This is a genomic window from Pseudofrankia coriaricola, from assembly GCF_032027725.1.
In the GTDB taxonomy this organism is placed as follows: domain Bacteria; phylum Actinomycetota; class Actinomycetes; order Frankiales; family Frankiaceae; genus Pseudofrankia.
In genome coordinates, this window is sequence record NZ_JASNFO010000067.1 from 62,534 (window position 1) to 86,501 (window position 23,968).

The window sequence follows — 23,968 nt, forward strand, 5'->3', positions numbered from 1 at the left end:
GGTCGCCCTCACCGCCGACGCAGCCGAGGTCGGCGTGGAGATGGAGTTCGGAGCCGCCGGCGACGTGGAGGATGTCGCGCATGCGGGACGACGGTCAGCTCGTGCACCGAGCCGGGCAGTCCTGCGGAGATCCAGATCATCCGGCGTGGTTCCCCTGTGTCTGCGGAGCTGACTGGCTGGGGCAGAGCCGGGTCCGTGCTGGCTGTAGGTGGTATACCCGTCGCCGCGCGCCTGATGGGGCCGAGGTTTTCCTGGCCTTGCTGTCCTGGCCGCGGGGTCATGACGCTCCGAGGTCAACCATGGCCGGAGGGCCACCGCCGGCAGGCGGCCGTGGAGCGGTCCCTGAGATCGAAGGGGCCGCCCCGCGTCCTGCGCGACGCTGCCAGCCCGGTACCTGACCTCGGGGTGACGACTGCCCAAAACCAGCCATACGTCGCTTTCAGCGCCACCCCCGCGTGTACGCCCGCCTTGGCGACGTCCACCGCCACTACCTGCGATCGTTCGCGATACAGACAGAGCGGGTAGCTCGGCGGAGGCGGCGTCGTGGGGCCGAGGCCGCGGGCTGCTCGCCCACACCAGAAGCGCTGGCCCCAGCCCGGACCGAGGTCACCTACGGCGCCGCCTCCACCTACATCGACGGCGAGCAGATCCAGCTGTGCCGCGGCAGGTCAGCGCACTCGTTCGCGCCCTGCCGTGCTGGCGCCACATCGGTACGGTCCGCGGCTCGCTCACCGCCGCAGTCTCGTTCGCACCACTGTATGCAATAGGAAATTTGCCCAGAGTGATAGAAGCGCGGCGACTCAGGCCGTCCGACGCCAGTAAACCCCCGATGGGTCGATCCTCAGGATCTCTTCGGTGACCCCGTGATCGCGCCGGAAGTCGTCGACGGCCCGCCGGCACCCCTCGATGACGCCGTAGTCGTCGATGATGCAGAAGCCCCCGACGGACAGCTTCGGGTACAGCGCGGTCAGGGCCTCCATCGTGCTCTCGTACATGTCCCCGTCAAGGCGCAGCACGGCGAGCCGCTCGATCGGCGCGGCCGGCAGGGTGTCCCGGAACCACCCCTTCAGGAAGCGAACCTGCTCATCGAGAAGCCCGTACCGGCGAAAGTTCTCGCGGACCTCGGCCAGCGAGACGGCGAGCACCGTCACCTGGTGGTGCAGGTCACCGGCGTCCGCCGGGTAGCGTTCCGCGTCGGGCCGCGGCAGGCCCGCGAACGAGTCGGCGACCCACACCGTGCGAGCGGTGTCGCCGTACGCGGCGAGCACCCCGCGCATCAGGATGCAACTGCCACCGCGCCACACGCCGGTTTCGATCAGGTCGCCAGGGACACCGTCGCGGATCACCTGCTCGACGCAGTACCGCAGGTTCTCCAGGCGGCGATCACCCACCATGGTGTGCGCCAACCTCGGCCAGTCCAGACCCTCGGCGCGCGCCCGCAGGCTCGACTTCTTGACGACCTCCAGGCCGTACCTGGCCGACAGCCTGTCGGTGACCGCCCGCACGGCCGGACGCGGCGCCCAGAGCGTCCCGTCTTGGGCATCCCACAGCGCGAAGGTAAGGGTGGCATGCAGGAGGCTGAGGTAACGCGCGCGCAAGTCCTCGGCGGCTCGCGGCAAAGGGATCCCGCCGTCAGGGTGCTCGGGCGTGTCGGGGGCCGACGCCGGCTCGAGCGCCGCCTCCCCAGCGGCGGCACGGTCGCTCGTGCCCGTCTCGGAGGTGGCACCGGCCGTCCTCGGACTCATCATGATCATCCTCCCGTTACGTTGTCAAAGTCGTCGAATGAGATGCAGGATCGACGAGGCCCGCCGACGGGTCGGGACGCTCGGGCGGCCCACCAGTCGCTGGCCGGCGGTCCGGACAGCGGCCGGCGCTTTCGTCGAAACCTGGCCCCTCACCCCGAACAACTCCGTCGCGGGACGTCAGGACGCCTCGTTGACGCCGACCCCGACGCGCGCCGGATCCGGCTCCCGCCCGTGCCGGGTCCGGCTCACGACGGCCGGCGACACGGTGGCCACATCCGGCGACGACGCGCTCGACCGCCCCGGTGCGCCATCCTCCAGCCAGTCGGCCGGCACCGCGATGACGTTCTGAATCCGCGGCGGCGAGCCCGTCCAGGTCAGGGGCACCAACCGGCTCTCGTCGGGGAGATAGCGGGCAGCGACATAGCCAATCTCGGCGAATGACTCACCGAGTCGGACAGGATCGTTCCACTCGACGACGAGCGCCGGCCGGCAGCGCTGGAACAGGCCGCGTGCGCCAGCCAGCACGGCCGGCTCCAGACCCTCGACATCGATCTTGATAATGCCGACCGGCTCGTCGGACAGTTCGCTGTCGAGCCGCACGATCGGCACACGTTCGATCGGCCGCCCCGTGGACGTGCCATCGACGACATGGTTGACGGTGTCGAGTCCGACGGTGAGTTCGACCATGCCGTTCGTGTCGCCCACAGCCGCGCGCCGGGCGTCGACCTCCAGCCAGGGATTCAGCCGTAGGTTCTCGGTCAGCCGCAGGTACGTGGCCGACGACGGCTCGAATGCCACCACCCGGACCCCCGGACGGCCGGCAGCGAGCAGTGTGTAGGTGCCGACGTTTGCGCCCACGTCCACGAACACGTCGCCCGGCCGAAGCGTGTCGCGGACAAACCGCATCGACTCCCATTCCGGCAGTCGGCAGTAAAGCATCATGGACGCCGCCGTGGCGTGCGGATGGCAGCGCATCCGCACTCCGCCAGGCAACTTGACCGTAACCGGCCGCCGCGCCGTGCGCTGCCACACCTGCCAGCCGACCCAGCGCCCTAGCGCGCGTACCCGAGCGTCCCGCACCTCGGGATGCGCCCAAATGAACCGACCCGTTGTCCGAGCGTCTCCGGCGGCGGCCAGGAGGCCGTCCAGGCGGGAACGCGTCCATGTGCGTGAGACATCGACCACTCACTTAAAGTATCAGGACGGTTACTAAGAGCACTGGAAGTTGGCGACGACACCCGCTCGCCACTCGCAGAACAGTCGTCATCCAAGGCTCGATGCTCATGGAATCCACTCGGATCCGTAGTTTCCGGCCGATCCCTCCAGACCGCGGGCCCACCCCGGCGTCTCCGACCACCAGGTGATCAGGAAGACGGCGACGGATCGACACTGGCGGCCGGCGGCGGGCCGCCCGGACACCCATCAGAGCAGATGGTTGACAATGTTGCCAGATATGGAAATAATTTCCTCATGGATGACAACGTGTTCACGTCGAGCCTGCACTACCGGGATCCGAAGGCGGCGCTGGCCTGGCTGGCCGAGGCGTTCGGGTTCGAGGTGACGATGGCGATCGACGGGCCGCCGGAAGCGCCGGAGATGTGCCACTACGAGATGAGCTGCGCCGGACGCGGAAGGATCATGATTGGCGCGGAGTGGACCGCGCTCGCCCGCAGCCCGGCGAGCGTCGGCGGAGCCAACACCCAGCGGGTGCACCTCCAGCTGCCGGGCGGGCTCGACGAGCACTGCGAGCGGGCCAGGGCCGCCGGCGCGGTGATCCAGGCCGAGCCCACCGACCAGTTCTACGGCGACCGGACCTATCGGGCCGTCGACCCCGAGGGGCACTGCTGGACGTTCTCTGCTCACGTCCGTGATGTCACGCGCGAGGAGGCCGAGGCCGCGCTGGGGCAGCCGATCACGGCCACCGGCTGGGCATGAGCGAACCCGCGCCCGCGAGGCTGGACGAGACGCTCGCCGCGCTGGCCGACCCGGTCCGGCGCCGCGCCGTGGAGCTGCTCGCCGAGCGGCCGCGCCGGGCCGGCGAGCTGGCCAAGGAGCTCGGCACCGCGCCATCGGCGATGAGCAAGCACCTGCGGGTGCTGCGCCAGTCCGGCCTGGTGACCGAGACCAGCCCCGAGTTCGACACCCGGGTGCGGATCTACGCGCTCTCCTCGGCGCCCATGCTGGAGCTCCGGCGCTGGCTCGCCGTCGCCGAGCAGGCCTGGGCCGAGCAGCTCGGCTCCTTCGCCGCCCACATCGAGCGCGACACGAACGGCACGAACGACGAGGCTGAGGAGTCGCGGGCGTGACCGAAGGATCGCGCGTCCTCGTCGCGCTGCGGGTGCCAGCCCCGGCGGCGCGGGCATTCACCGTGTTCACGGCGCAGATCGCCGACTGGTGGCGACCCAACGGCCTCTTCTCGTTCAGCGCTCGAACGGGAACCCTGGCCTTCGAGCCAGGCCCCGGCGGCCGGTTGGTCGAGACCTACGACGACGGTGACTCGTTCGTGGTCGGCCACATCCGCGTCTGGGACCCGCCCAGTCGACTGGTGCTCAGCTGGCGCCACGCCAGCTTCGCCCCCGATCAGGAAACCGAGCTGCATGTCCGGTTCGACGAGATCCACGACGACCCCGCCGGCCCACCCGTCCAGACCCGCGTCACCGTCGAGCACTTCGGCTGGGACCGGATACCGCCCGAGCACGCGGCCCGCCACGGCTTCCCGCTCGCGGTCTTCCAGCTCCGCTTCGCCGAATGGTGGCGGTCCCAGCTGCGGACCCTCACCCTCGTCGACCTCGAGCCCGCCTGCTCGGACGGCGCCGGGCCACCGGGTGAGGACACAGCATCGCCGCGATGACCGGGAAGTCGGCAGGATGCCACCGCCGCGGCATGCATGACCGCCAGGTCAGGCGGTCGGCGATGGCGATGTGGGCGCCTGTGGCGGAGGCGCGGCGGGGGCTGGGGAGGGCAAGACGGGTCGCGATGTCGAGGAGCGACTCGTCGCTCCAGCCCGTCCCGCCCGCGCGGCTTCCGCCGCCGTCACTGTCACCACCGCCGTCACTGTCACCACCGCCGTCACTGTCACCACCGCCGTCACCGTCACCACACGCACCTCCGCCTCGGCCAACCCAACGTCAGACGGCCGGCGGCTGCTCCTGGGATGTCTGGGTGGTGGGCGCCGAGCCGTTCCGGGAGCCGAGGCGCCGGACCGCGACGCGGCGCAGGGTCCAGGTGATGACGCCGGCGTCCGGTGGCGCCGACGTCAGCGCCGCCAGGTCGGTGGCGAGCCGGTCGAGCTCGGCCTCGCGGTCACGGAACAGCGGGTCCGTCCGCCAGACGGCGAGGTTCATGCCGAACATCGCCGCCGCGGCGGCGACCGGCGGGCTCAGCCGCTCGGTGGCGTTGTACTCGACCTCGAAATCCGGCGTCGGTTGGTGGGCGGCCAGGTCGTGCAGCGCGGTGTTGAGCAGCCGGCCGGCGTGCAGTGTCGTGCCGCGGGCGGCGAGCAGGCGCCTGGCGTGGTCGAGGTAGGCGGCGAGGACGGGCTGGTCGGTGTCGATGGACTCGATCTCGTCGAGCAGCAGCACGCCGTGCGGCGCGAGCTGGGTGACCCAGCCGCCGATGGCCGTGGTCACGTCGGCGAGGTGCGCCAGCAGGAGCCGTGCGTAGACGACGTCGGCGCCGCGGGCCTGTGTGGGGAACGGGACACGCCGGATGTCGTGACGAGCGAACTCGATCTCGCCCGCTTCATCAAGGCCGGCGCCCGCGGCGCTCTCGTCGCCCGCCTGCTTCTCAGCGTGGGGGGAGCCGTGCGCGGCGGCGAGGAACGCCCCCGACGCGTCCAGCCCGACCGTGCGCCGCGCGCCGGTGGCCGCCGCGAGCAGGCGGGTCGTGTGGCCGGGCCCACAGCCGAGATCGACAGCGAGCGCCGGCTCCGAGCCCTGAGACACCCGCGCGGCGACGAACGCCCGCGACCCCGGATCGAAGATCTCGGAGACCAAGGCGAGCCGGCGTACCGCCGCCTCGGTGTCCCGGAAGGCATACGGAGTGAGGATCTCGAACGTTGGCTCGACGGTGACCGGGCAGGCGAGCGACGCGGCGATGTAGCACTGCTGGTGCGCCAGCTGGACGAGCCGGCGCAGCCGGTCCTCGGCCGCTTCCGTGACGGCCGTGATCCGCGGGCGCAGCGTGATCTCGGTGATCCGGCCACCGCCTTTGCCGTCCTCGGTCATGACGGCGTGGCCGCTGTCCTGGTAGTCCCGCACGTCGATCCGGGCACGGGCGGCGACCGCGAGAAACGACAGTAGCTGGCAGGACGCCGCCGACAGGACCAGAAGCTGCTCGGGATTCAGCAGTGCCGGGTCGCCGCGGAACGCCGGGTCCGCGGACAGTCGTACGGCCGGCGCGACGGTACTCGCGTGCCCCACGTGCGCCCGCGAGTACCGCTCGTACCCGGCCCCGGTGGACCCCGACCACGAGCAGGTGACCGAGTAGGTGTGCGTCGGCGGATGTGGCTGGGTGGCGTGGGTCTGCGCGGCAGCGACCATGCCCGCCATCCTCATCCAGGCACCGGCGCCTCGTTAAGAGGAATTTCGCGGGTAGTGCCCGGACAGCCGATCCGTCCGCGTTGTCTCAGCGAGGGCTCGACGTCGGACGGTCCGCCCCCCGCGGCGCTTCCGCGTGCCGGCCGAGACCGGTCCAGCCCGCGGTGCCCGCGGCCGGGCGCCCGCCGGCCATCGCCTCGCGGCGCAGCGTGCCACCCGTCACCAGCAGGTTCACGCCGTAGACCAGCAGGAACAGCCCGAACAGCAGCGCCAGACTCAGCGCGCCGGCGTACGGGTGCGTGAACACGACGATCCCGAACAGGATGCTGGCGACGCCGAGGAGCCCCAGGCTGAGGCGGAGACCGCCAGGACGCTCAGACGCGACGGCCGACCCGATCTCGATCACTCCGGTGACTACCGCCCAAGCCGCGACCCAGATGGCCAGCACGAACACGGTGATGCTCGGCCAGGCGAGCGCCACGATTCCAGCCGCGATGTCCAGCAGCCCGAGCAGCACGTGGCCGGCGACCGAACCGCCCCGGTCGCTGGCGTACGCGCGGTAGAACTGGCCGATTGCGTCGCAGAACACGTAGATCGCGAACAGCGCCACGAGTGTGGCGATGGTGATGCTGGGCCAGGCGATGGCGAAGATCCCCAAAATCACCGCGACCGTGCCGCGTACCAGCAATGACGTGGATTCCGACCGGACCATGTCCGCTCACCCCCTGAGTGCGCCTGATCTCTCTGCGTGTACATGCCCAGTTGAGATCGGACGACGCCCGCGACGGCCGACTGGCCGGCGCCCGGCCAGCCGGGACCACGTGACCATGGCGGGCTCCCCACGCGGCCCGAGGCCGGTTCAGGCGACGGGGATGTCGCGGCGACGCAGGCCGGCCAGGCCGGCGGCGCCGAGGGCCACGGCCAGGACGCACAGGACGGCCAGCGGCACAGCGGTGACGGAGCCACCGGGAGGGCGGGTCGCGTGGGTGAAGGGAGAGACGTCGAGGAGCCAGTGACTGAGATTCAGGCCGGAGCCGACGAGGCCGATGAGCAGGCAGGCGGCGAGTGTCGCCCAGCTGACCGGCCACAGGCGCGGGACCAGGCCGAACAGGGCGAGCGCGAGCGCGGCCAGCACCGCGACGGCGGGCAGTTGCACCCCCGCCGAGCTGACCCCCCTGGCCGTCTCGTGGCCGATGTCGCCGGAGTTGGCCCCGTACACGAGTCCCGTGACGGCCCCGGCGACCAGCATCGCGAGGGCCGGGCCGAGAACCGCGAAGACGAGATGGCTCGTGGCCCAGCGCAGCCGGCCGACGGCCGTGGTCAGGACAGGCTCCGCGCGGCCGCTCGCCTCCTCGGCGCGCAGGCGCAGCACCGCCTGGATGGCGTAGCCGGCGGCGATCATCCCGAGGAGGGACATGATCGAGGCCAGGTAGGAGCTGACGAGCTCAGCCCGGCCGCCGAGGCGGGTGAACACGTCCCGCAGGCCCGGGTTGTCGCCGACCAGGTCCGTCACGCCGCTCGCGACGCCACCGAAGACGACACCGAGCAGCGCGAACCCGGCGACCCAGCCGGCGAGCAGCCCCCGATGCAGCCGCCAGGCCAGCGCCAGGGGCGAGCCGAACGCCGGCCGCGCCGTCGCCGGGCCGAGCCGGTCGGGCAGCAGGCCCGCGCCGAGGTCGCGCCGCGCCGACAGCGCCGTTGCCACCGCGACGAGACCGGCGACGATGCCCGCGATGACCGCGAACACCCACCAGTGCCGCGCGCCGGACGGCCCGGCGAACGGGTGGACGCGTTGGAGCAGCCCGATCGGCGAGAACCACGACAGCCATTCCAGCGCGCCCCCGGCACCGCCGGGGGTGGCGGAGCCGCCGCGATCACCGAGGATCCGGGCGGCGTAGGAGGCCGCGAGCACGGCGACGCCGATCCCGCGCGCGGCGCCGGCGCTGGTCGTCAGCTGCGCGGCCACCGCCCCGACGCCCGCGAAGATCCAGCCGGCGGCCGCCCATTCCAGGCCCACGGCGACCGACCCGGCCACGGGCAGGCCGCGCAGGCTCAGCGCGACCGCGGTCAACAGGGCGGTACCCAGGTTCGCCGCGAACACGACCGCGAGCGCCGCGGCCAGGCCCGCCTGCCGGCCGACGACCGTCGAACCGACCAGCTCGCGCCGGCCGGCCTCCTCCTCGGTCCTGGTGTGCCGGATGACGGCGAGCAGGCTGATCAGGCCGACGACGACCGGGATGAAGCCGCCGCGCCAGGTGACCAACTCGCCAAGGCTGGAGCCCGAAAGCCTGCCGTAGAGCGCCGTGAACGCGCCGTTGTGCGCGCTGGTCGCGGCGAAGCGCGCCCGGTCCGCGGGCGTCGGGTACAGGTCGGCGAACGTCACGGCGAAGCTGACCGGGAGGATCCCGACGACGTAGACCCAGATCGGCAGCAGCACCCGGTCACGCCGCAGCACCAGCCGCGCCAGGGCGCCGGTCCCCCGCAGGCTGGTCATCGCCGCGCCTCCGCCCGCCCGTCGCCGGTGGGGGCCGCCTCGGCGTCCGCGCCGACGCCGCCGTCGGCGTGGCCCGCGCCGACGGCGGCGTCGGCGGGCACGCCACCGGATGCGGCCGTGCCTTCCCGGCCGCCGGTCCGGTCGTAGTGGCGCAGGAACAGCTCCTCAAGCGTGGGTGGCTTGCTCACCAGGCCGCGGACCCCGGCCGAGGCCAGCCGCGACAGAGCGGGGTTGAGCGCGTCGGCGTCCGCCTCGAAGCTGACCCGGTAGCCGTCGGTCACCAGATCGTGGACGCCGGGCAGGCTGGCGAGACCGGCGGCGGTCGCCGCCGTGTCGGCCGTGGCCGCGAGGTCCGCCGCCACGACGGTCCGGGTGAGGTGGCGCATGTCGGCGAGGGTGCCGGCCTCGACCGTCCGCCCGTCGCGGATGATCGTGACCCTTTCGCACAGCGCCTCGACCTCGTCGAGGAGGTGGCTGGACAGCAGCACCGTGCGCCCGCCCCGGCGCCGCTCCTCCTGGATGTACTGACGGAACTGGTCCTCCATCAGCGGGTCGAGGCCGCTCGTCGGCTCGTCGAGCAGCAGCAGCTCGACGTTGGACGCGAACGCGGCGACAAGCGCGACCTTCTGCCGGTTGCCCTTCGAGTAGGACCGGCCCTTCTTGCGCGGGTCCAGGTCGAACCGCTCCAGCAGCTCGGCCCGCCGGCGCCCGTCCAGGCCGCCGCGCAGCCGGCCGAGCAGGTCGATCGCCTCACCACCGGACAGGTTCGGCCACAGCGTCACGTCGCCGGGTACGTACGCGAGCCGGCGGTGCAGCTCGGTCGCGTCCCGCCAGGCGTCCTCGCCCAGCACGGTCGCCTTCCCCGCGTCGGCCCGCATCAGCCCGAGCAGGATGCGCAGCGCCGTGCTCTTGCCTGCGCCGTTGGGCCCCAGGAAGCCGTGCACCTCCCCGGTGTGCACGGCCAGGTCCAGCCTGTCGAGGGCGCGGGTGGCCCCGAACGTCTTGACCAGCCCTTCCGCGCGGATTGCCTCGCTCATGGTCGGGGGCCCTTCGTCACTGTGCCCGCCGGCGCCGCCGCCGGCGCCGAGGGCGCGGACGAGAACGGCGCGCGTGCCTGTAGCTGGTCATATGCGGCCCGTGCCTGGGCGGCCTGGTCGTCGGTGAGCAGCGGGTGCGTGTAGATGTCGAGGATCGCCCTGCCGAGCCGGATATGCCCGCTCGCGTCGAGGACGTCGGCACCGAGCGCGCGCGAGACCTGGTCATGCAGCATGAGCAGCCCGGTCTGCATGGCGACCAGCGCTGCGGCGAACGCCCGCGGGTCGTCCGGCCTGGTCGGAAGCCGCCCGTCCTGGGCCCACTGCTCGGCGAGGTCGACCATGCGGTCGAACAGCGCGGCGGCCGACGGCGAGCCGTCGACCAGCGACCGCGCCAGGTAGCGCTGCATCAGCAGTATCGACGGGTAGACGGCCGCCATGAACGTGGAGTCGGCCAGTCCCCCCGCGAGGATGGCCTCCTCCTTGATGGCCATCGCGTGGTCGAGCGCGTGCACGTCACACGCGTCGCGCAGCGCCTCCTTCGACCCGAAATGGTGGCGCACCAGGCCCGACGACACGCCGGCCGCCGAGGCGACCCCCCGGATCGTCGTCGCCTCGAAGCCCTGCTCGGCGAACAGTCGCAGCGCCGCGTCCCGGATCCGCGCCTTGGCGGTCAGGTCCTCGTTCGCTCGCTCCATCCTCGTCACCTTCTCCTCTTCTCGACCTCCACTATACGGAGGGGCAGTCGACTACACATCCGTATAGTCACATCCAAGATCGGACGGCACATGCCTCAGTTCAACCAGGTTTGGAAGAAACGTGACCATCCAGCCACGGGTGGCGACGGCACGTAGGCGCAGCACCCAAGCAACCAGCTCCGCGCCCCTGATCCAGACCAGCCCCGCCGCATCCCCTCAAACCCCGGGACCACGCTGGGAGCAGGGTCCCTGCCGGATCGGCGGAGCCGATCTGGCAGGTCGTGATCTGGGAGGTCCGGGTCGCGCCAGCGACCTTCGAGCCGATCGCCACAGTTCGGGCGGATACGCGGGGATCGCGTTAGCGTGCCGGAGTGGCTGATTCAGCGCCGATCGTCCTGATACATGGCTTTGCGTCTTCGAGCGAGCACGGCTGGCGTCCGGCTGGCTGGATCGACCTGCTGCGGGAGACGGGGCGGGAGGTCATCGCCGTCGACCTGCCCGGGCATGGCACGGCCCCTCACTCGACCGACCCGGCGGACTACGCCGACGTCGCCGCGACTGTCGCCGGCGTGTTCGCCGACCGCGGCCCGGTCGACGCCGTCGGCTTCTCCGCCGGCGCCCGCCTGCTGCTCGAGTGCGCCACGCGCGGGCTCGCCTCGTTCGAGCGGCTGGTGCTGATGGGTATCGGCCCGGCGATTCTCGAGATCCGCGAGGCCGTCCCGTTCGCGATCGACAACGCCGACCCGGCCGACGTCCGGGCCCGGCTCTTCCGCGGCCTCGCCCGCAGCGCGGGCAACGACCTCGACGCCCTGGCCGCGTTCGCCCGCCGCCCCGTGGAGCCGATCACGGCCGTGGAGCTGGCCGCCGTCACCTGTGAGGTGCTCGTCGTCACCGGCGAGCGCGACAGCGTCGGCTCGCCCGAGGCCCTGGCCGCCCTGCTGCCCAACGCCACCGGCGTGACCATCGACGGCGCCGACCACTTCTCCCTGCAGTCCAACATGCGTGCCATGGACACCGTCCTGAGCTTCCTCGGCGTCTGAGGCGCTCCCGTTGCCGGACGTTCCGCGCCCGCAACCGGGCAGCGCCCGGGGTTCCTGCCGGATTGGCGGAGCTTGCGGAGCCAATCTGGGAGGTCCGCGGACGCTGAGCCTGACCTCCCAGATCGCTTACCTCCCAGCAGACCTCCCAGATCGCTCCGCGATCCGGCAGGGACCCTGGCTTCGCGATCCGGCAGGAACCCTGTCGCCGATCCGGCAGGGACCCTGCTCCCAGCGTGGTTCCGGGCCCTGGCATATGGCGGTGGTCCGGCCGGATCCGGGCTCACGACGTGGCTCGGTTGGCGCTGCGCTGATGCGCGGTCACCAGCTGTAGATGAGTTACGCGCGTTGCTCACCAGCATGATGTTGCATTTGCCGGGTGGCCGCACGTCGAAAGTGTGATGGCCCAGGCGGAGGGGGTGCGAAGGACACCCAGGCCGTCACGGAAGATATTGGGCGTCGCCGCGACTGCGACGGCTGACGAATGACGGATCGCGGAGGCGAGGAGGACGACGCCGCGTGAGACCGCTCCGTGCGGACGACCCCCGCGCCGTCGGCGGCTACCAGCTGCTCGGCGTCCTCGGCGGCGGGGGCATGGGCCGCGTCTACCTGGCCCGCGGCCACGGCGGCCGGACCGTGGCGGTCAAGGTGATCCGCCCCGAGTACGCCGACGACCCATCGTTTCGCGCCCGGTTCCGGCGGGAGGTCGACGCGGCGCGGCGGGTCGGTGGCCCATGGACCGCCCCGCTGCTCGATGCCGACCCGGACGCCGAGCATCCCTACCTCGTCACCGCCTACATCCCCGGGCCGTCGCTGATGCAGGCGGTGGCCGAGCACGGCCCGCTGCCGGCGCCGACCGTGCGCACGCTCGGCGCCGGCCTCGCCGAGGCGCTGGTCGCCATCCACGGCGCCGGTCTGGTCCACCGCGATCTCAAGCCGTCGAACGTGCTGCTCAGCCTGGACGGGCCGCGGGTCATCGACTTCGGGATCTCCCGGGCGATCGACGCCTCGGTGCTCACCCGGACCGGCTCGCCGATCGGCTCGCCCGCGTTCATGTCGCCCGAGCAGGTGGGCGGGGCGGAGGCCGGCCCCGCGAGCGACGTGTTCTCCCTGGGTTCCGTGCTGGTGTTCGCCGCGACCGGCACTGGCCCGTTTGACGGCTCCATCGTCGCCGCTGTGCTGCACAGCGTGGTCACCCGGGAGCCGAACCTCGCCGCCATGCCCCCCGATCTGCGTGACCTCGCGCGCGCCTGCCTGAACAAGGACCCGGCCGCGCGGCCCACCCCACCCGCCGTACTCGCCGCGATCGCCTCAGGCCGCGACGCGGCCTCGCTCGTCGCGGCGGGCTGGCTGCCGGCCGATCTCATCACCGGCATCAGCCGGCAGGCCATCGCCCTTCTCGACCTGGACACACCCGCCGGGCCACTCACCGGCCAGTCGGGTCCTCAGGGCAGCTACCCGTCGTGGGGGTCCGCGACGGCCGCGACGTCGACGCCCCGACCCGAGGCCGTGTCGATCCCGCCCGTTCCGCCGACACCGCCCGCCGCCGGCAACCCACGCCGCGGCCAACTCGTCGTGGCCGCGGCCGCGGGCTTCCTGAGCCTCGCGATCGCCGCCCTGCTGATCGTCCTGCTGGTGCTGCCCAGCTCTGGCAGCGACGACGGATCGCGGGGTTTGGAGACGACCAGTGCCAGCGGTTCTCCGGCCGTCACCAGCCGGCCGGCCACCTCGGACGCCGCCGGCGAATCCACCCGACCTGACGAGACCGACGCCCCTAAGCAGGGTGTCCTGCCCACGGGCTACGTGGGGACATGGGAAGGACGAGTGACCTCCCAGGAGGGCCTCGTCTCCAACGTGGTGATCACGTTGCGGGCGGGCGAGAGCGGACAGACCCTCGGCCACGCGGAATCCACTCTGATCCAGTTCCTCAGCGTGGACGTGGGCTCGCTTCGATGCACGGGAGACTTGCGGTTCGCCGGAATCGGCGGCCCCTACGGCGACGAGGTGATCGTCGTGGACATCCCCGACTCTGGTGAGAACCCGATCGTTTTAGGTATGCACATGTGTACCCAGGGTGACACTGTTCGCCTGCGGCTGGAGCCTGATGGCGGGCTGACCTACACCTCCGGCTCCGCCGCCGCCGGCCAGCCGACCGGCGTCCTGCTCCGCAGGCCGTAGTCGCCTCGGCGCGGCGATCTCGGCCCGCGCCCACGGGTACCCGGCCATCGTGACGAACCGGCCGTCGTCACGGAAATGATGTTTCGACGCCGTCGTCGCCACAGTCCGATGGCCCGGCCACTGGCCGGGTTCGCTCAGCGGTCGCGAAGGCGGTAACGGCTCCAGGGCAGAGGGTCGCTGGGACCGCGCCTCGGCCCAGGCACGGCCGGCGGCTCCGCCGAGGCCGCGGCGGGCCGGGCCGGGGCGGCCGCCGGCTCGGCGCCGGTGGCGCGGACGCCGCCGGCGGATGCCTCGCTGAGGCCAGAAGCTCCGGCCGCGGTGCCGCCGGCGGCGGAAGGACGGCCGGTCTGGTAGCCGAGGGCGATCTCCGCGCGCGCCAGCCAGTCCAGGTCGAGAGCGGGGGTGACCCGCGCGAGCAGGGTGTCGAGGCGCTCGACGAGCGCGTCCGCCTCGGGGCCGCGGCGCTGGCGGCGGGCGGCCAGCGCCCAGCGGCTGGCCGCGTCCTCCAGATCGCTCAGCGGACTGGTGTCGTGCAGGCCGCGCCGGACGATGCCGGCGAGCTCGCCGGAGAGCCGGCTGGAGCCGGACCGCTCGGCCAGGGCGACCAGGTCGGAGGCGACGGCCAGCGCCCGCCCCCACGCGAACAGGCCTGCATGCCGGCGGGGAAGCGCGGCCAGCTGGCTGACCCAGCTGGTCGTCACGCCGAGCGCGCGGGCCAGTTCGCCGAGGCCTCGGCGGGAGCCGTCCTCCGGGAGCAGCTGGTGGACCGTCATCGCCTGCAGTCCCGCCCGGTTGTCGGCCAGCTCGCGCAGCGCCCGCCAACGGACCACCGGCGGCGCCGCGGCCCACAGCCGCGTCATCGCGGTCAGCAGCTCGTCCACCTGCTGATCGACCTGATCATCATGTCGGCTCATCCGCGGCAGCACCCCTCACCTCGTTTATCGCCACTTAACACTCGTCAAGTGACAATAAACGCTAACACACTGCAACTTGATCACTACTCGCCTGCTGTAGGTTCCCGGGCCGCTTGTCGTTTTCCCAGCTCATCTGTCGTCTCCTTGGCGCATACGACAAGATGCAGGTAGGGCGATCCTCGGCAGCGGTCCGTTCCCGGTGAGCTCGGCTTCGTCTCGCTGGTCGGCGTTGGATCTGGCAGATTCCCGGGCTACGTGGCTGGTGGGCGAGCGGTACTACCGTTGCGTCGGGGCTTGTGGCGGTGGCGCTTCCCGGTTGAACTGGCTTTTCTCGCTGGATCTGGCGTGCGCCATGGGTGATGATCCGGTCACACTCGGCCCGGTGTCGTCGTCTGCCGGAGGGTTTGAGCTGTCCTGGGTGGAGCGCGACCGTCCGCGCGAACCGCAGCGCCTTCCGTCGGCAGCGACGAGGCGCATCGCGGCGACCCGGGCCTGGCGTTGGGGCGGTGCACAGCGCCGGCGAGGAGACCGTGTATGGCGGGATGGGTATAGAAAATGGCGCTATGCCCGATGATGAGTCAGGACCAATCTGGCGGACGAACGCAGCCGGAGAGACCTACGGGTCGGGCGTGGCCGACCTGTCCGGACGCCTCCGGCCGGACCTGATCTCGGTTGGGCTCCGGGACGGGAAACGCGGCTACGTCAGGCGGACCGAACTCGAAGCTGCGCGCGGTACCGGTCTGCCGGCCGCTGAAAGGGCCGAATGGCGCAAGATAGTTGCGGCGCGGGCGGCGGCCGGAGAGCGAAGGCGCATCCCGATCTATGAGCTGGACGGCGTGACCGTCATCGGCACCTTCGTAGTCGGTTCCGTCTAACCGCCAGCCGGCGCGGTCCGGGCGGGTGCGGCGCGCCGTTCCGGTCAGCGACGCTCCAGCCACGTGCTTCGACGGCAAAGACGGCTCGGACGTCGCGGGTTGAGGACCTCGTCTTTAGGGCGATCCGGGCACCGCGCCTCATCGGCCGACTCAACCAGAGGATGAGATCCCCCCAGGCCGCCCCGGCCAAGCCGTCGGCGTCCTATCGAACTTGTCGCGCACCAGGTCAGGGTGGCGCTGCCATGATCCTTGGGAAAAACGCGACACGCCGAGCAACCTGGCTCGCCCGACGCGCCGAACGGCCCTCGCCGGATTCCCATCGAAGTTGTCCGGGTCCAGGTCAGGTATTGATCGCCAGACATGTTCCTTGGGAACGGACAGCAGCCACACTGTCGCGCGCCTGCGGCGCGGAACTGAGCGCGCGTTCCTGGCGCCTACTGGTGAGCACACAGCGGACCACGTAGGCGATCTGTCTTGGTAGTGCGCGTATCCCTACGGTCTCGTTGAGGAGTCCTGGGGGTGTGCTTCCCGACCATGGCGCGGCAGTCGGAGGTGGAGGCCCCGCGGTTGCGGCTGCGGCGGGCCGCGGGGACGGACGAGGTTGACCTGGGCGCGCGGGCGCCAGTCGAGTTCGACGGTGCGCTTCCCTGGCGGACGTTTCGGTGGCGGCGTGGCCAGGCTCATTACTCGGGTCTGTACTGGTCAGCGGTCACAGGGGCTCACGTCGGTTACGAGTCGCGGCTGGAGCTCGCCTGGCTGCTGATCGCGGACCGCGACCGTCGGCTGCGGCGGATCGTGTCGCAGCCGTTCCAGCTCGTCGCGCGGGTCGGCGGCGCCGAGCGGCGTCACGTGCCGGACTTCCTGGCGGTCCGCGAGGACGGCCTGGTCACGGTGGTCGACGTTAAGCCGCGCCGGCGGCTGGTCGATGACAAGGTCGTGTTCACGTTCGGGTGGACTGGTCAGGTCGCGGCGGGGCAGGGCTGGGAGTTCGAGGTCTTCAGCGAGCCTGACCCGGTGGTGCTGGCGAACGTCCGTTTCCTGTCCGGCTACCGGCGGGGTTGGCAGTTCGACCAGGGGCTGCTTGAGGCCGTGGTGGCTTCGGTGGGCCCGTCGGTGTCGTTCGCGGATGCGGCGCGGGCGGCGGGCGTGGTCGTGGGGAGCGGGTCTGCTGGCCGGGCCTATCTGCTGGCCGCGTTGTGGTCCGGCCGGGTGGAGGCGGATCTGCGGGCGCCACTGGAGCCGACGACGCTCGTGAGGGCCGCGGCGTGACAGCGGCGCGGACGAGCGTCGGGATCGGCAGCTGGCTGATCCACGATGGCGAGCCTTGCCAGGTCGTCGAACTGCACGGTGACACGGTCGTCATCGAGAACGGCCGCGGCGGGGCCTCGCGGGTCCGCCTGGTGGACCTGCTCCGGCCGGGCGGCCAAACGGCGACAAGGCTGGCGAACGCGGAAACGCCCCCCGTCGAGGAGGAGCCGGGTGGCGTTCGGCTGGCTCTCGCCGGCGACGCGGCGATCAGGCAGGCGCTGGAGCGTGCTGGTCATGTCCGGGAGGCCCTGACCGGCTACCGGTCAGGGTCGGCGGAGATCGCGGCGCCGGGCGAGCCCCGCCCCCTGTTCGCGGCTGACGTCCCTCTGTTGGAGCGTTACCGGTCCAAGGCCGAGGAACTCGGCGTCTCGACCCGGACTATGCAGCGGTGGGTGGCCGCCTACCAGGCGGGGGGTGAAGCGGGGTTGGTGGCTGCGGCCGCCGCGGAGCGGCGCCGTCCGGTGCTCGCGCGCGTCGACCCGCGGTGGGCGGATGCCTGTCGGGCGGTTCTGGAAGACCAGGTCGCCGAGTCGAACGTGTCGAAGAAGCTGACGCTGCTGCGGGTCGCCGCTCGCCTGGAGCGGGAGTTCGGCGCCGGGGTGGTGCCGGCCCCTCGGGGCGGGGCGACTTACCGGGCGCTCGATGAGATCGCGCGCGGGCGGGGGAGTTTCGGGGCGAGCGCGAAGGCACGGCGTTCGATCGCGAACCGGCCGCCGGCTTCCTACGGACGGCTGCGGGCTTCCCTGCCGGCCGAGTACGTGCTGCTCGACACCACCCGCCTCGACGTGTTCGCGATGGAGCCGGTGACGCTGCGCTGGATCCAGGTCGAGCTGACGATCGCGATGGATCTCTACACCCGTTGTGTCACGGGCCTGCGGTGCAGCCCGGTGTCGACGAAGAGCGTGGATGTCGCGTCGGTGCTGTTCGAGACGATCCAGCCCCGGCCGGCCTCCGACCATTGGCCAGCCGCGGGGACCGGGTCGAGGAGGAGGCGTTCTTCTACCTGGGCGAGCTCGACCAGATCATCCGGGAGTGGATCGCGGTGGTTTACCACCGTCGGCCGCACGAGTCGCTGGTCGACCCGCACCTGCCCGGGCTGGCGATGAGCCCGCTGCAGCGGTTCTCCCACGGTGTCGCCCGCGCCGGTCGGATCGACCTGCCCGCCGACGCGACGCTGGCGCTGCAGCTGCTGCCGGTGCGATGGCGGACGATCCAGCACTACGGAGTCGAGATCGACGGGCTGCGTTACTCCGGGGCGGTCGTCGCGAAGTACGCCAACCGGGCCAGCGGCTACAAGACGATCGGCGCAGGCGCGCGCGGTGGGAAGTGGCCGTTCGCGATGGACCCGGACGACCGGCGCCGGATCTTCTTCCAGGATCCCGAGGACGGCGTCTGGCACATCCTCGTCTGGGAGCATGCCGCCGACCTGGACCTGCCGCTGAGCGGCGACGCGCTCGCCTACGCCAAAGGCCTCGCGGCGCGCAGCGCGGGTGCGCCGGATCTGGAACGGGCACTGGTCGACCTGCTCGCGGCCTGGAACGTCGGACTGGCCGCGAACCGGACCGAGCGGCGGATCGCGCTGCGCACCGCCACGGAGCGCGCCGCGCTCCAGGTCGCTCCGCCCGATGACCCGGTGGAGCTGCCGGCGGTGCGGGGCCTGCTGCTCGCCCAACAGCTCGACGCCGTCGCAAGCCACGAGCCGCCGAGGTCGCCGCCGGCCGAGGATCTCGGCGACGACGACAGCGACGACGATCTCGACGACGCCGAGGACGGGACCGGCGGCGACGACTTCTACGCCGACGCGCTCGCCGACGCGGCCCCCTGGCCGGACCCGCGGCTACCGGAGGACACCACGCGCACCGGGGACGAGACCAGCGAGGACTTCTACGCCGACGCCCTGGAGGTCGTCGAGTGACCGCGTCCCTCGACGACGCGCTGCCGTCGCGCAAGGAGGGCTGGATCCTGCTCGCGGAGTCCGGGCCGCGGGTCGCGCCTAAGCGCCTGACGCGGGCCGCGCTCGACGCGCTGTCGCCGGCGGCGAAGGCGGCCCACGACCGGGCGCGGCGGGTCTGGCACGCGAATATCGGCCCGCTGCGGACCGCGCAGATGATGGCGCTGCACGATGACCTGTGGGACATCGTCGAGACGAACCACCAGGACGGCGACAAGGCCAAGGGCGCGGCCGCGATCGACGGCTACCCAGGGCTGGGCAAGACGACCGCGGCGCTGGTCTTCGCCCGCGAGTTCCACCGCCGCCAGATCGCCGAGGAAGGCCGGTTCACCGTCGGCGGGCACGAGCACCTGCCGGTCTGCTGGATCGGCCTCGGCGCGAACACCACCATCAAGGGGCTCAACCGGACGATCCTCGACTTCTACGCCCACCCAGCTGCGGCCGGCGGCTACCGGCGCGCGACCACCACCCAGCTGGCCTCGCAGGCGCACGACTGCATCGTGTCCTGCCGGACCCGGCTCATCGTCGTCGACTTTACCGACCGCGGGTAGAGCTGCCCGTAATGTCCGTCCCGGCCTGTGGCTGGGACGTGCCGTGCTCGTTTACCGACCGGGTCCGGGACGTCCGTCCTGTTGGCGGCGTCGGTAGGCGGAGGGCACGTGGTTCGCACGGTTGTGATCGGAGACCTGCGGGTGCAGGAGATCCGGCAGGGGGACGGGCGGCGGTCGTGGACGATCGTCTGGCCGGAGGGGACGGTGCACCCGGAGGCGGACCGGTACCTGCGCCGGCACGATGGCTCGGGGACGCAGCGGACGTATGCCTACCTGCTGGTCGACCACCTGCGCTGGCTCGAGCGGGAGTGCCTCACCGTCGCCGTGGTCGGGCTGCGCGACCTCGAACGCTATATGGGGATCCTTGGTGCCGAGGTGGCGATGCCGCTGGGGCAGCCGTGGCGCCTCGGTAAGCGCCCCTACGGTCGCGCGGCGCTGACGACGACGGCTGCCTGCCTGAAGGGGTTCTACCTGCACCAAGCGTCCTACGGGGTCAACGGCGAGCTCGGCAACGTGTTGGACCGCGCCCGGTTGCCGTCCCGGGCGGACCGTCGCCGCGCGTTCCTCGGGCACGTGACGTCGACGATGCCGGCGAACCCGCTGGCCCCGACCGGCCCGCACCGGCGGCATCCGAAGATGCTGCCCGACGGGGCGCGGGAGAAGCTGCTGACCGAGGTCAACTCGGCCCGTGACCGGCTGGTGGTGACCTGGCTGGCGGACGGGGGTCTGCGGATCGGTGAGCTGTGTGGGCTGCACCTGGTCGACCTGCACCTGCGGGAGAACGCGGCCTGCGGCGAATGCCGATCTCCGCACGTCCACGTCTGCCACCGCCCCGGCAACCCGAACCGGGCGGAGGCAAAGACCAAGCACCCGTGGCGGATCGACGACGGGACCGTCGTCGGTGGGCTGCTCAAACGGGTCAGCCCCGCGATGGTGCACACCTACTTCGACTACCTCACCGGCGAGTATCCGCGTGGTCAGGCGGGACACGGGATGCTGCTCGTTCAGCTCCACGGCGCTGGGCATGGTCAGCCGTGGGCGCCGGTGGCGGCTCGGCGGATGCTGGGCCGGGCCGGGCAGCGCGCCGGCCTGGGCGTCGTCCGTCCGCATGCGTTCCGGCACTCCTTCACCAGCGCTGTGCTGGACGCCTCTGATGGCAACCTGCTGATCGCCCGGGACGCCGGCGGTTGGGCTTCCACCGCTGTGGTCGATGAGATCTATGGCCATGTCGATGTCCATGACCCGGCGTTCGACGCGGCGCTGCGCACCGTCTGGGGAACGCGGTGAAACGGGCGGATCACCTGCGCCCGCTCTACGCGGAGCGGCCTGACCGGACGGTACGGGACCGGCTGGAGATCCTGACCGCGCTGATCGGCGGCCCGTCGTTCGACCCGATGTTCCGCGGCGACATTGTCCGGATCCCGCGTGGGCATCCGATCTACCAGTGGGATTGTGTGATCGGCGGCTGTGAGCGGGTCCGCGGCAGCGGCGACCTGTGTTCGATCCACCGGGAGCAGTGGGCTCGGGCGAAGGCGCGGGGTGTCGGCAAGGCGGCGTTCGTGGCCGGCGCCCAGCCGCTGCCGCCCTCGGAACACCTCGAGTATCTTCCCTGCCGGGTCTGCCCTGACCGGCCCGCTGACCACACCGACCTGCGGCTCTGCCAGCGGCACCGCGGACGGTGGTCGCTGCACGCACTCGACGTGGGCGACGGCGCGGACTTCGCTGGCTGGCTCGGCGAGCAGGTGCCCTATCCCGGCTACGGGGACTGTCAGGTCTCGGTCTGCCCGGCCCTGGCGGCCTCCCCGCTGGGCCTGTGTTCTGGGCATACGGCCCGCTACCGAGGCGACGACCAGCCGGGCGGGGCAGCGTTGCCGCCCAGCTGGTGGCAGCGCTTCGAGCACGCCAGCCAGCCGGTCCCCGTCGGCTACACCGACGAGCACCAATTCCGCCTCTGGTGCCAGGCGTCGACCGCGATGCCCTGGCCGGGGCAGCTCAACCTGCGCGGGCTGCGGCCCCTGCTACGCGCGGAGATTCAGTGGGGGCTGTTCATCCACACCCGCCGGTCCCGGCCGACCCGCTGGGACGTCGGCTGGGTCCGCACCCTGGTGAACACCTGCCGCCACGCTGAGACGAACTCGCTCGTCGACCTCGACCTCGACGGCGCGACCGCGTTCTCCGGCGCGATCGCCAAAGAGATCCTCCACGAGCTGCGGCTGGTCTACTTCACTCCCGAGCAGGCGAAGGATGCCGGCTTCCTGGAAACCGACCACTTCGGGGTCCGGTTCGCGCACCGCACGAGCCACGTCGACCTGACCGGCATCCCGCAGCGCTGGCTGCGGGACCTTGCCTTCGACTACCTGGCCGATCTGCTGAGCTCGGCGCGCCGCCCGCGCACCGCCGCCGTGCTGGACTCCGTCCGCCGGGCCGCCATCGAGCTGGGCGTCTTCCTGGAACTCGACGCCCCCGGCGGCGGTCACGACCCGGCACTGTTGGGGGCCGAGCACATGCGGCGGTTCGTCGCTGACCAGCGCCACCGCGAACGCGACGGTCTGCCGTCCCTGGCGATCAAACGGACGAGCGGATCCGCCGGCGTCGTCACGACCGGCACCCGGACGGTGGTGTTCAACGCGGTCCGCAAGCTGCTGCGCGACGCGATGGACAGCGGGACGGCCGACCGCCTCGACCTGAGCCGGGAGTTCATCATCGCGGCTCCCGCCGCCGGTGGAGTCCCGATGCGCGCCCGCCGCCCGTTCCCCGACGAGGTCGCCCGCGCGCTGGCCGACGAGACGAACCTGACCCGGCTCGCCGCCGACTACGACCCCCAGGACTGGGGAATGCGCGACATCTGGGAGACCGTCGTGATCACCGGCCGGCGCATCGGCGAGGTGCTGTCGGTGCGATGGGACTGCCTCGGCCGCTACGGCGGGCTGGCGATGTTCTGGCACGACCAGACCAAGGTCGGGAACTACGACGTGGCGATCCGGATCCCCGAACGGCTCTATGAGGTCCTCGCCGCCCGGCAGGTCACGACCCTCGACCGGTTCACCGCCGAGCACGGCCGCCGGCCGGCTGGAACCGAACGCGCCAGACTGGCCCTGTTCCCCACGACCCACCGCAACCCGGACGGCACCGTCGCGCTGACCCACCAGTGGTTCCACAGCCGGTTCCGACCCTGGGTCGACGCGCTCGACCTCGGTCACGTCGTGCCACATCAGGCCCGGCACACGCTGGCGACGAACCTGCTCCGGCACGGCGCCAGCCTCAGCCACATCCGCCGCTACCTCGGCCATGTCTCCGACCGGATGGCCGAGCACTACGTCCACCTCACCCAGTCCGACCTGGAGAACGTCCTGCAGCACGTCTGGGTCGCCGGCCCCGGCGCCGCCCGCCCCGGCGAACTGCTCGCCGGGGACGCCACGCCGCTGAGCCGTGGCCAGGCGCAGGCCCTCGCGGTCGACCTGTCCCGGCGCAGCACTCCGGCCGAAGGCGGGTTCTGCACCTTCCAACCCGTCGTCGACGGCGGCGCCTGCCCCTGGAACCTCAACTGCCACAGCTGCGACAAGTTCGTCCTGTCCGGCGCCGACCTGCTCTACTGGCGCCGCAAACGCGAGCAATGGCGGCTACTCGCCGAAGGCGCCCCCGACGACGCCACCGCCGACTACCTCCACCAATACTTCGAGCCCACCGCCCATGCGATCGACGGCCTGGAGAAGGCACTCGCCGGCCTCGGTCTCCTCGACGACGCCCTCGCCCTGGACCTGCGCAAACCCCAGGACTACTTCCACCGCGTCTGGTCCACCGCCTTCCGCGCCGCCGACCTCGCGCACGCCGCACACGACGAGCACGACGGCCTCGGCGACAGCGAAAAGGTGCGTCGGTGAGCGCCGCCGTTCCCGAACCCGACCCGCGCACGGCCGCCGCAGCCTCGGCCCGACGCCGCTCATCCGAGGCCGCGCTGGGGCGTGTCCACGACGCCGTCGCCCGCCTCCGACGGGAGAAGACACCGGTCAGCGTCGCCGCCGTGGCCCGGCGCGCGACGGTATCCCGCACCTTCCTCTACGACAACCCCGAGGCCAGAGCCGCGGTCACCGCCGCCATGACCGAGGCCAACCAGCGCCGCGGCCAGCGGATCGCCGACGAAGACGACGCCCGCCAAGCACCCTGGCGCGAACGGGCACTGAACGCCGAAGACGCGCTCACCGCGGCCCACGCCGAGATCCTCACCCAGCGCACCCGCATCGGCGAGCTCCTCGGCCAGATCCGCGACCTCGAAGCCGAATGGACCCAGGAGGCCATCCAGCGCATCACCACCGAGAACACCACCCTCAAACAGCGCGTCCGTCAGCTCACCACCGACAACCGCGCCCTCGACGAGCGACTGAAGGCCGCCCGCTCGAACCTGCGCTTCCAGGACCGCCGGATGGCCGACCTCGAAACCCGCCTACTCGAACCGAAACCCTCACCCTGACCGGAATTCCACCGCTGATCCAAGCCCGCGGTCTGGCCGCCGAATCCGGTGGCCAGACCGCGCCGCTCAACACATGGAATTGATGCCGCCAGATATTTGCCAAACGACCGTCACGGACATGTAAGCTACGCATCAGCGCAGGTCAAGAGGCTAATCAGGACGGCAGCGGTCGGTAAA

At 71.8% G+C, this 23,968-nt stretch carries 21 protein-coding genes; 13 read left to right on the top strand and 8 right to left on the bottom strand.

From position 1 onward, the window contains the following. Positions 1–800: 800 nt before the first annotated feature. Positions 801–1,748, bottom strand: a complete 948-nt coding sequence (locus tag QOZ89_RS30950; RefSeq protein WP_241842324.1) for a TylF/MycF family methyltransferase — start codon at positions 1,746–1,748, stop codon at positions 801–803. A 174-nt stretch (positions 1,749–1,922) separates the two neighbouring features. Next, a complete protein-coding gene (locus QOZ89_RS30955; protein WP_312627162.1) occupies positions 1,923–2,687 on the bottom strand; it encodes an FkbM family methyltransferase in 765 nt (254 codons plus the stop codon). 528 nt (positions 2,688–3,215) lie between these two features. Here QOZ89_RS30955 and QOZ89_RS30960 point away from each other — a divergent pair. From QOZ89_RS30960 to QOZ89_RS30970, 3 genes are read left to right on the top strand one after another with little or no spacing between them, the layout of a single operon-like run. After that, the gene (locus tag QOZ89_RS30960; RefSeq protein ID WP_071053346.1) at positions 3,216–3,680 is read left to right on the top strand and encodes a VOC family protein; all 465 of its coding nucleotides are present in this window, start codon (positions 3,216–3,218) and stop codon (positions 3,678–3,680) included. After that, positions 3,677–4,051, top strand: a complete 375-nt coding sequence (locus tag QOZ89_RS30965) for an ArsR/SmtB family transcription factor (RefSeq protein ID WP_071053347.1) — start codon at positions 3,677–3,679, stop codon at positions 4,049–4,051. The genes QOZ89_RS30960 and QOZ89_RS30965 overlap by 4 nt, the downstream gene beginning before the upstream one ends. Next, positions 4,048–4,596 carry an SRPBCC domain-containing protein gene (locus QOZ89_RS30970; protein ID WP_071053348.1) on the top strand — a complete coding sequence of 183 codons (549 nt, stop codon included), beginning with the start codon at positions 4,048–4,050 and terminating at the stop codon, positions 4,594–4,596. Before QOZ89_RS30965 ends, QOZ89_RS30970 begins: the two co-directional genes overlap by 4 nt. A 277-nt stretch (positions 4,597–4,873) precedes the next feature. Here QOZ89_RS30970 and QOZ89_RS30975 read toward each other — a convergent pair whose 3' ends face one another. From QOZ89_RS30975 to QOZ89_RS30995, 5 genes are all read right to left on the bottom strand, one after another. Further along, positions 4,874–6,286: an OsmC family protein gene (locus QOZ89_RS30975; RefSeq protein WP_312627165.1), complete on the bottom strand. Its 1,413-nt coding sequence runs from the start codon at positions 6,284–6,286 to the stop codon at positions 4,874–4,876. 85 nt (positions 6,287–6,371) lie between these two features. Continuing rightward, positions 6,372–6,995 carry an HdeD family acid-resistance protein gene (locus tag QOZ89_RS30980; protein WP_071053349.1) on the bottom strand — a complete coding sequence of 208 codons (624 nt, stop codon included), beginning with the start codon at positions 6,993–6,995 and terminating at the stop codon, positions 6,372–6,374. A gap of 147 nt (positions 6,996–7,142) precedes the next feature. Then, positions 7,143–8,777 (bottom strand): ABC transporter permease, encoded by a 1,635-nt coding sequence (locus QOZ89_RS30985; RefSeq protein ID WP_312627167.1) that lies wholly within the window; start codon positions 8,775–8,777, stop codon positions 7,143–7,145. Beyond that, complete coding sequence (locus tag QOZ89_RS30990; RefSeq protein ID WP_312627169.1) at positions 8,774–9,814, bottom strand: ABC transporter ATP-binding protein; 1,041 nt, start codon at positions 9,812–9,814, stop codon at positions 8,774–8,776. Before QOZ89_RS30990 ends, QOZ89_RS30985 begins: the two co-directional genes overlap by 4 nt. After that, positions 9,811–10,509, bottom strand: coding sequence for a TetR/AcrR family transcriptional regulator (locus QOZ89_RS30995; RefSeq protein WP_312627171.1), 699 nt, complete (start codon positions 10,507–10,509; stop codon positions 9,811–9,813). The genes QOZ89_RS30990 and QOZ89_RS30995 overlap by 4 nt, the downstream gene beginning before the upstream one ends. A gap of 371 nt (positions 10,510–10,880) precedes the next feature. On the opposite strand from QOZ89_RS30995, the gene QOZ89_RS31000 reads away from it, so the two are divergent. Together QOZ89_RS31000 and QOZ89_RS31005 are read left to right on the top strand one after the other, a co-directional pair. Next, positions 10,881–11,549, top strand: a complete 669-nt coding sequence (locus tag QOZ89_RS31000; protein WP_071053352.1) for an alpha/beta fold hydrolase — start codon at positions 10,881–10,883, stop codon at positions 11,547–11,549. Positions 11,550–12,065: 516 nt separating this feature from the next. Further along, positions 12,066–13,724: a serine/threonine-protein kinase gene (locus QOZ89_RS31005; protein ID WP_312627173.1), complete on the top strand. Its 1,659-nt coding sequence runs from the start codon at positions 12,066–12,068 to the stop codon at positions 13,722–13,724. 134 nt (positions 13,725–13,858) lie between these two features. Here the strand turns inward: QOZ89_RS31005 and QOZ89_RS31010 are convergent, their stop codons facing one another. Next, positions 13,859–14,638, bottom strand: coding sequence for a hypothetical protein (locus QOZ89_RS31010; protein ID WP_083419886.1), 780 nt, complete (start codon positions 14,636–14,638; stop codon positions 13,859–13,861). 629 nt (positions 14,639–15,267) lie between these two features. Between QOZ89_RS31010 and QOZ89_RS31015 the strand changes: the two genes are divergently transcribed. The 8 genes from QOZ89_RS31015 to QOZ89_RS31050 all read left to right on the top strand — a co-directional run bounded on the left by QOZ89_RS31015 (position 15,268) and on the right by QOZ89_RS31050 (position 23,791). After that, positions 15,268–15,513, top strand: a complete 246-nt coding sequence (locus tag QOZ89_RS31015) for a hypothetical protein (protein ID WP_312627176.1) — start codon at positions 15,268–15,270, stop codon at positions 15,511–15,513. A 519-nt stretch (positions 15,514–16,032) separates the two neighbouring features. After that, the gene (locus tag QOZ89_RS31020; protein WP_312627177.1) at positions 16,033–16,782 is read left to right on the top strand and encodes a TnsA-like heteromeric transposase endonuclease subunit; all 750 of its coding nucleotides are present in this window, start codon (positions 16,033–16,035) and stop codon (positions 16,780–16,782) included. Continuing rightward, the gene (locus QOZ89_RS31025; protein ID WP_312627178.1) at positions 16,779–17,927 is read left to right on the top strand and encodes a helix-turn-helix domain-containing protein; all 1,149 of its coding nucleotides are present in this window, start codon (positions 16,779–16,781) and stop codon (positions 17,925–17,927) included. The genes QOZ89_RS31020 and QOZ89_RS31025 overlap by 4 nt, the downstream gene beginning before the upstream one ends. Then, positions 17,864–18,736, top strand: coding sequence for a Mu transposase C-terminal domain-containing protein (locus tag QOZ89_RS31030; protein ID WP_312627179.1), 873 nt, complete (start codon positions 17,864–17,866; stop codon positions 18,734–18,736). Before QOZ89_RS31025 ends, QOZ89_RS31030 begins: the two co-directional genes overlap by 64 nt. After that, positions 18,733–19,323, top strand: a complete 591-nt coding sequence (locus QOZ89_RS31035) for an AAA family ATPase (RefSeq protein WP_312627180.1) — start codon at positions 18,733–18,735, stop codon at positions 19,321–19,323. The genes QOZ89_RS31030 and QOZ89_RS31035 overlap by 4 nt, the downstream gene beginning before the upstream one ends. Before the next feature lie 108 nt (positions 19,324–19,431). Continuing rightward, the gene (locus QOZ89_RS31040; protein WP_312627181.1) at positions 19,432–20,610 is read left to right on the top strand and encodes a tyrosine-type recombinase/integrase; all 1,179 of its coding nucleotides are present in this window, start codon (positions 19,432–19,434) and stop codon (positions 20,608–20,610) included. Beyond that, positions 20,607–23,204, top strand: coding sequence for a tyrosine-type recombinase/integrase (locus QOZ89_RS31045; protein ID WP_312627183.1), 2,598 nt, complete (start codon positions 20,607–20,609; stop codon positions 23,202–23,204). Before QOZ89_RS31040 ends, QOZ89_RS31045 begins: the two co-directional genes overlap by 4 nt. Beyond that, positions 23,201–23,791, top strand: a complete 591-nt coding sequence (locus QOZ89_RS31050) for a DUF6262 family protein (RefSeq protein WP_312627185.1) — start codon at positions 23,201–23,203, stop codon at positions 23,789–23,791. Before QOZ89_RS31045 ends, QOZ89_RS31050 begins: the two co-directional genes overlap by 4 nt. Positions 23,792–23,968: the final 177 nt, after the last annotated feature.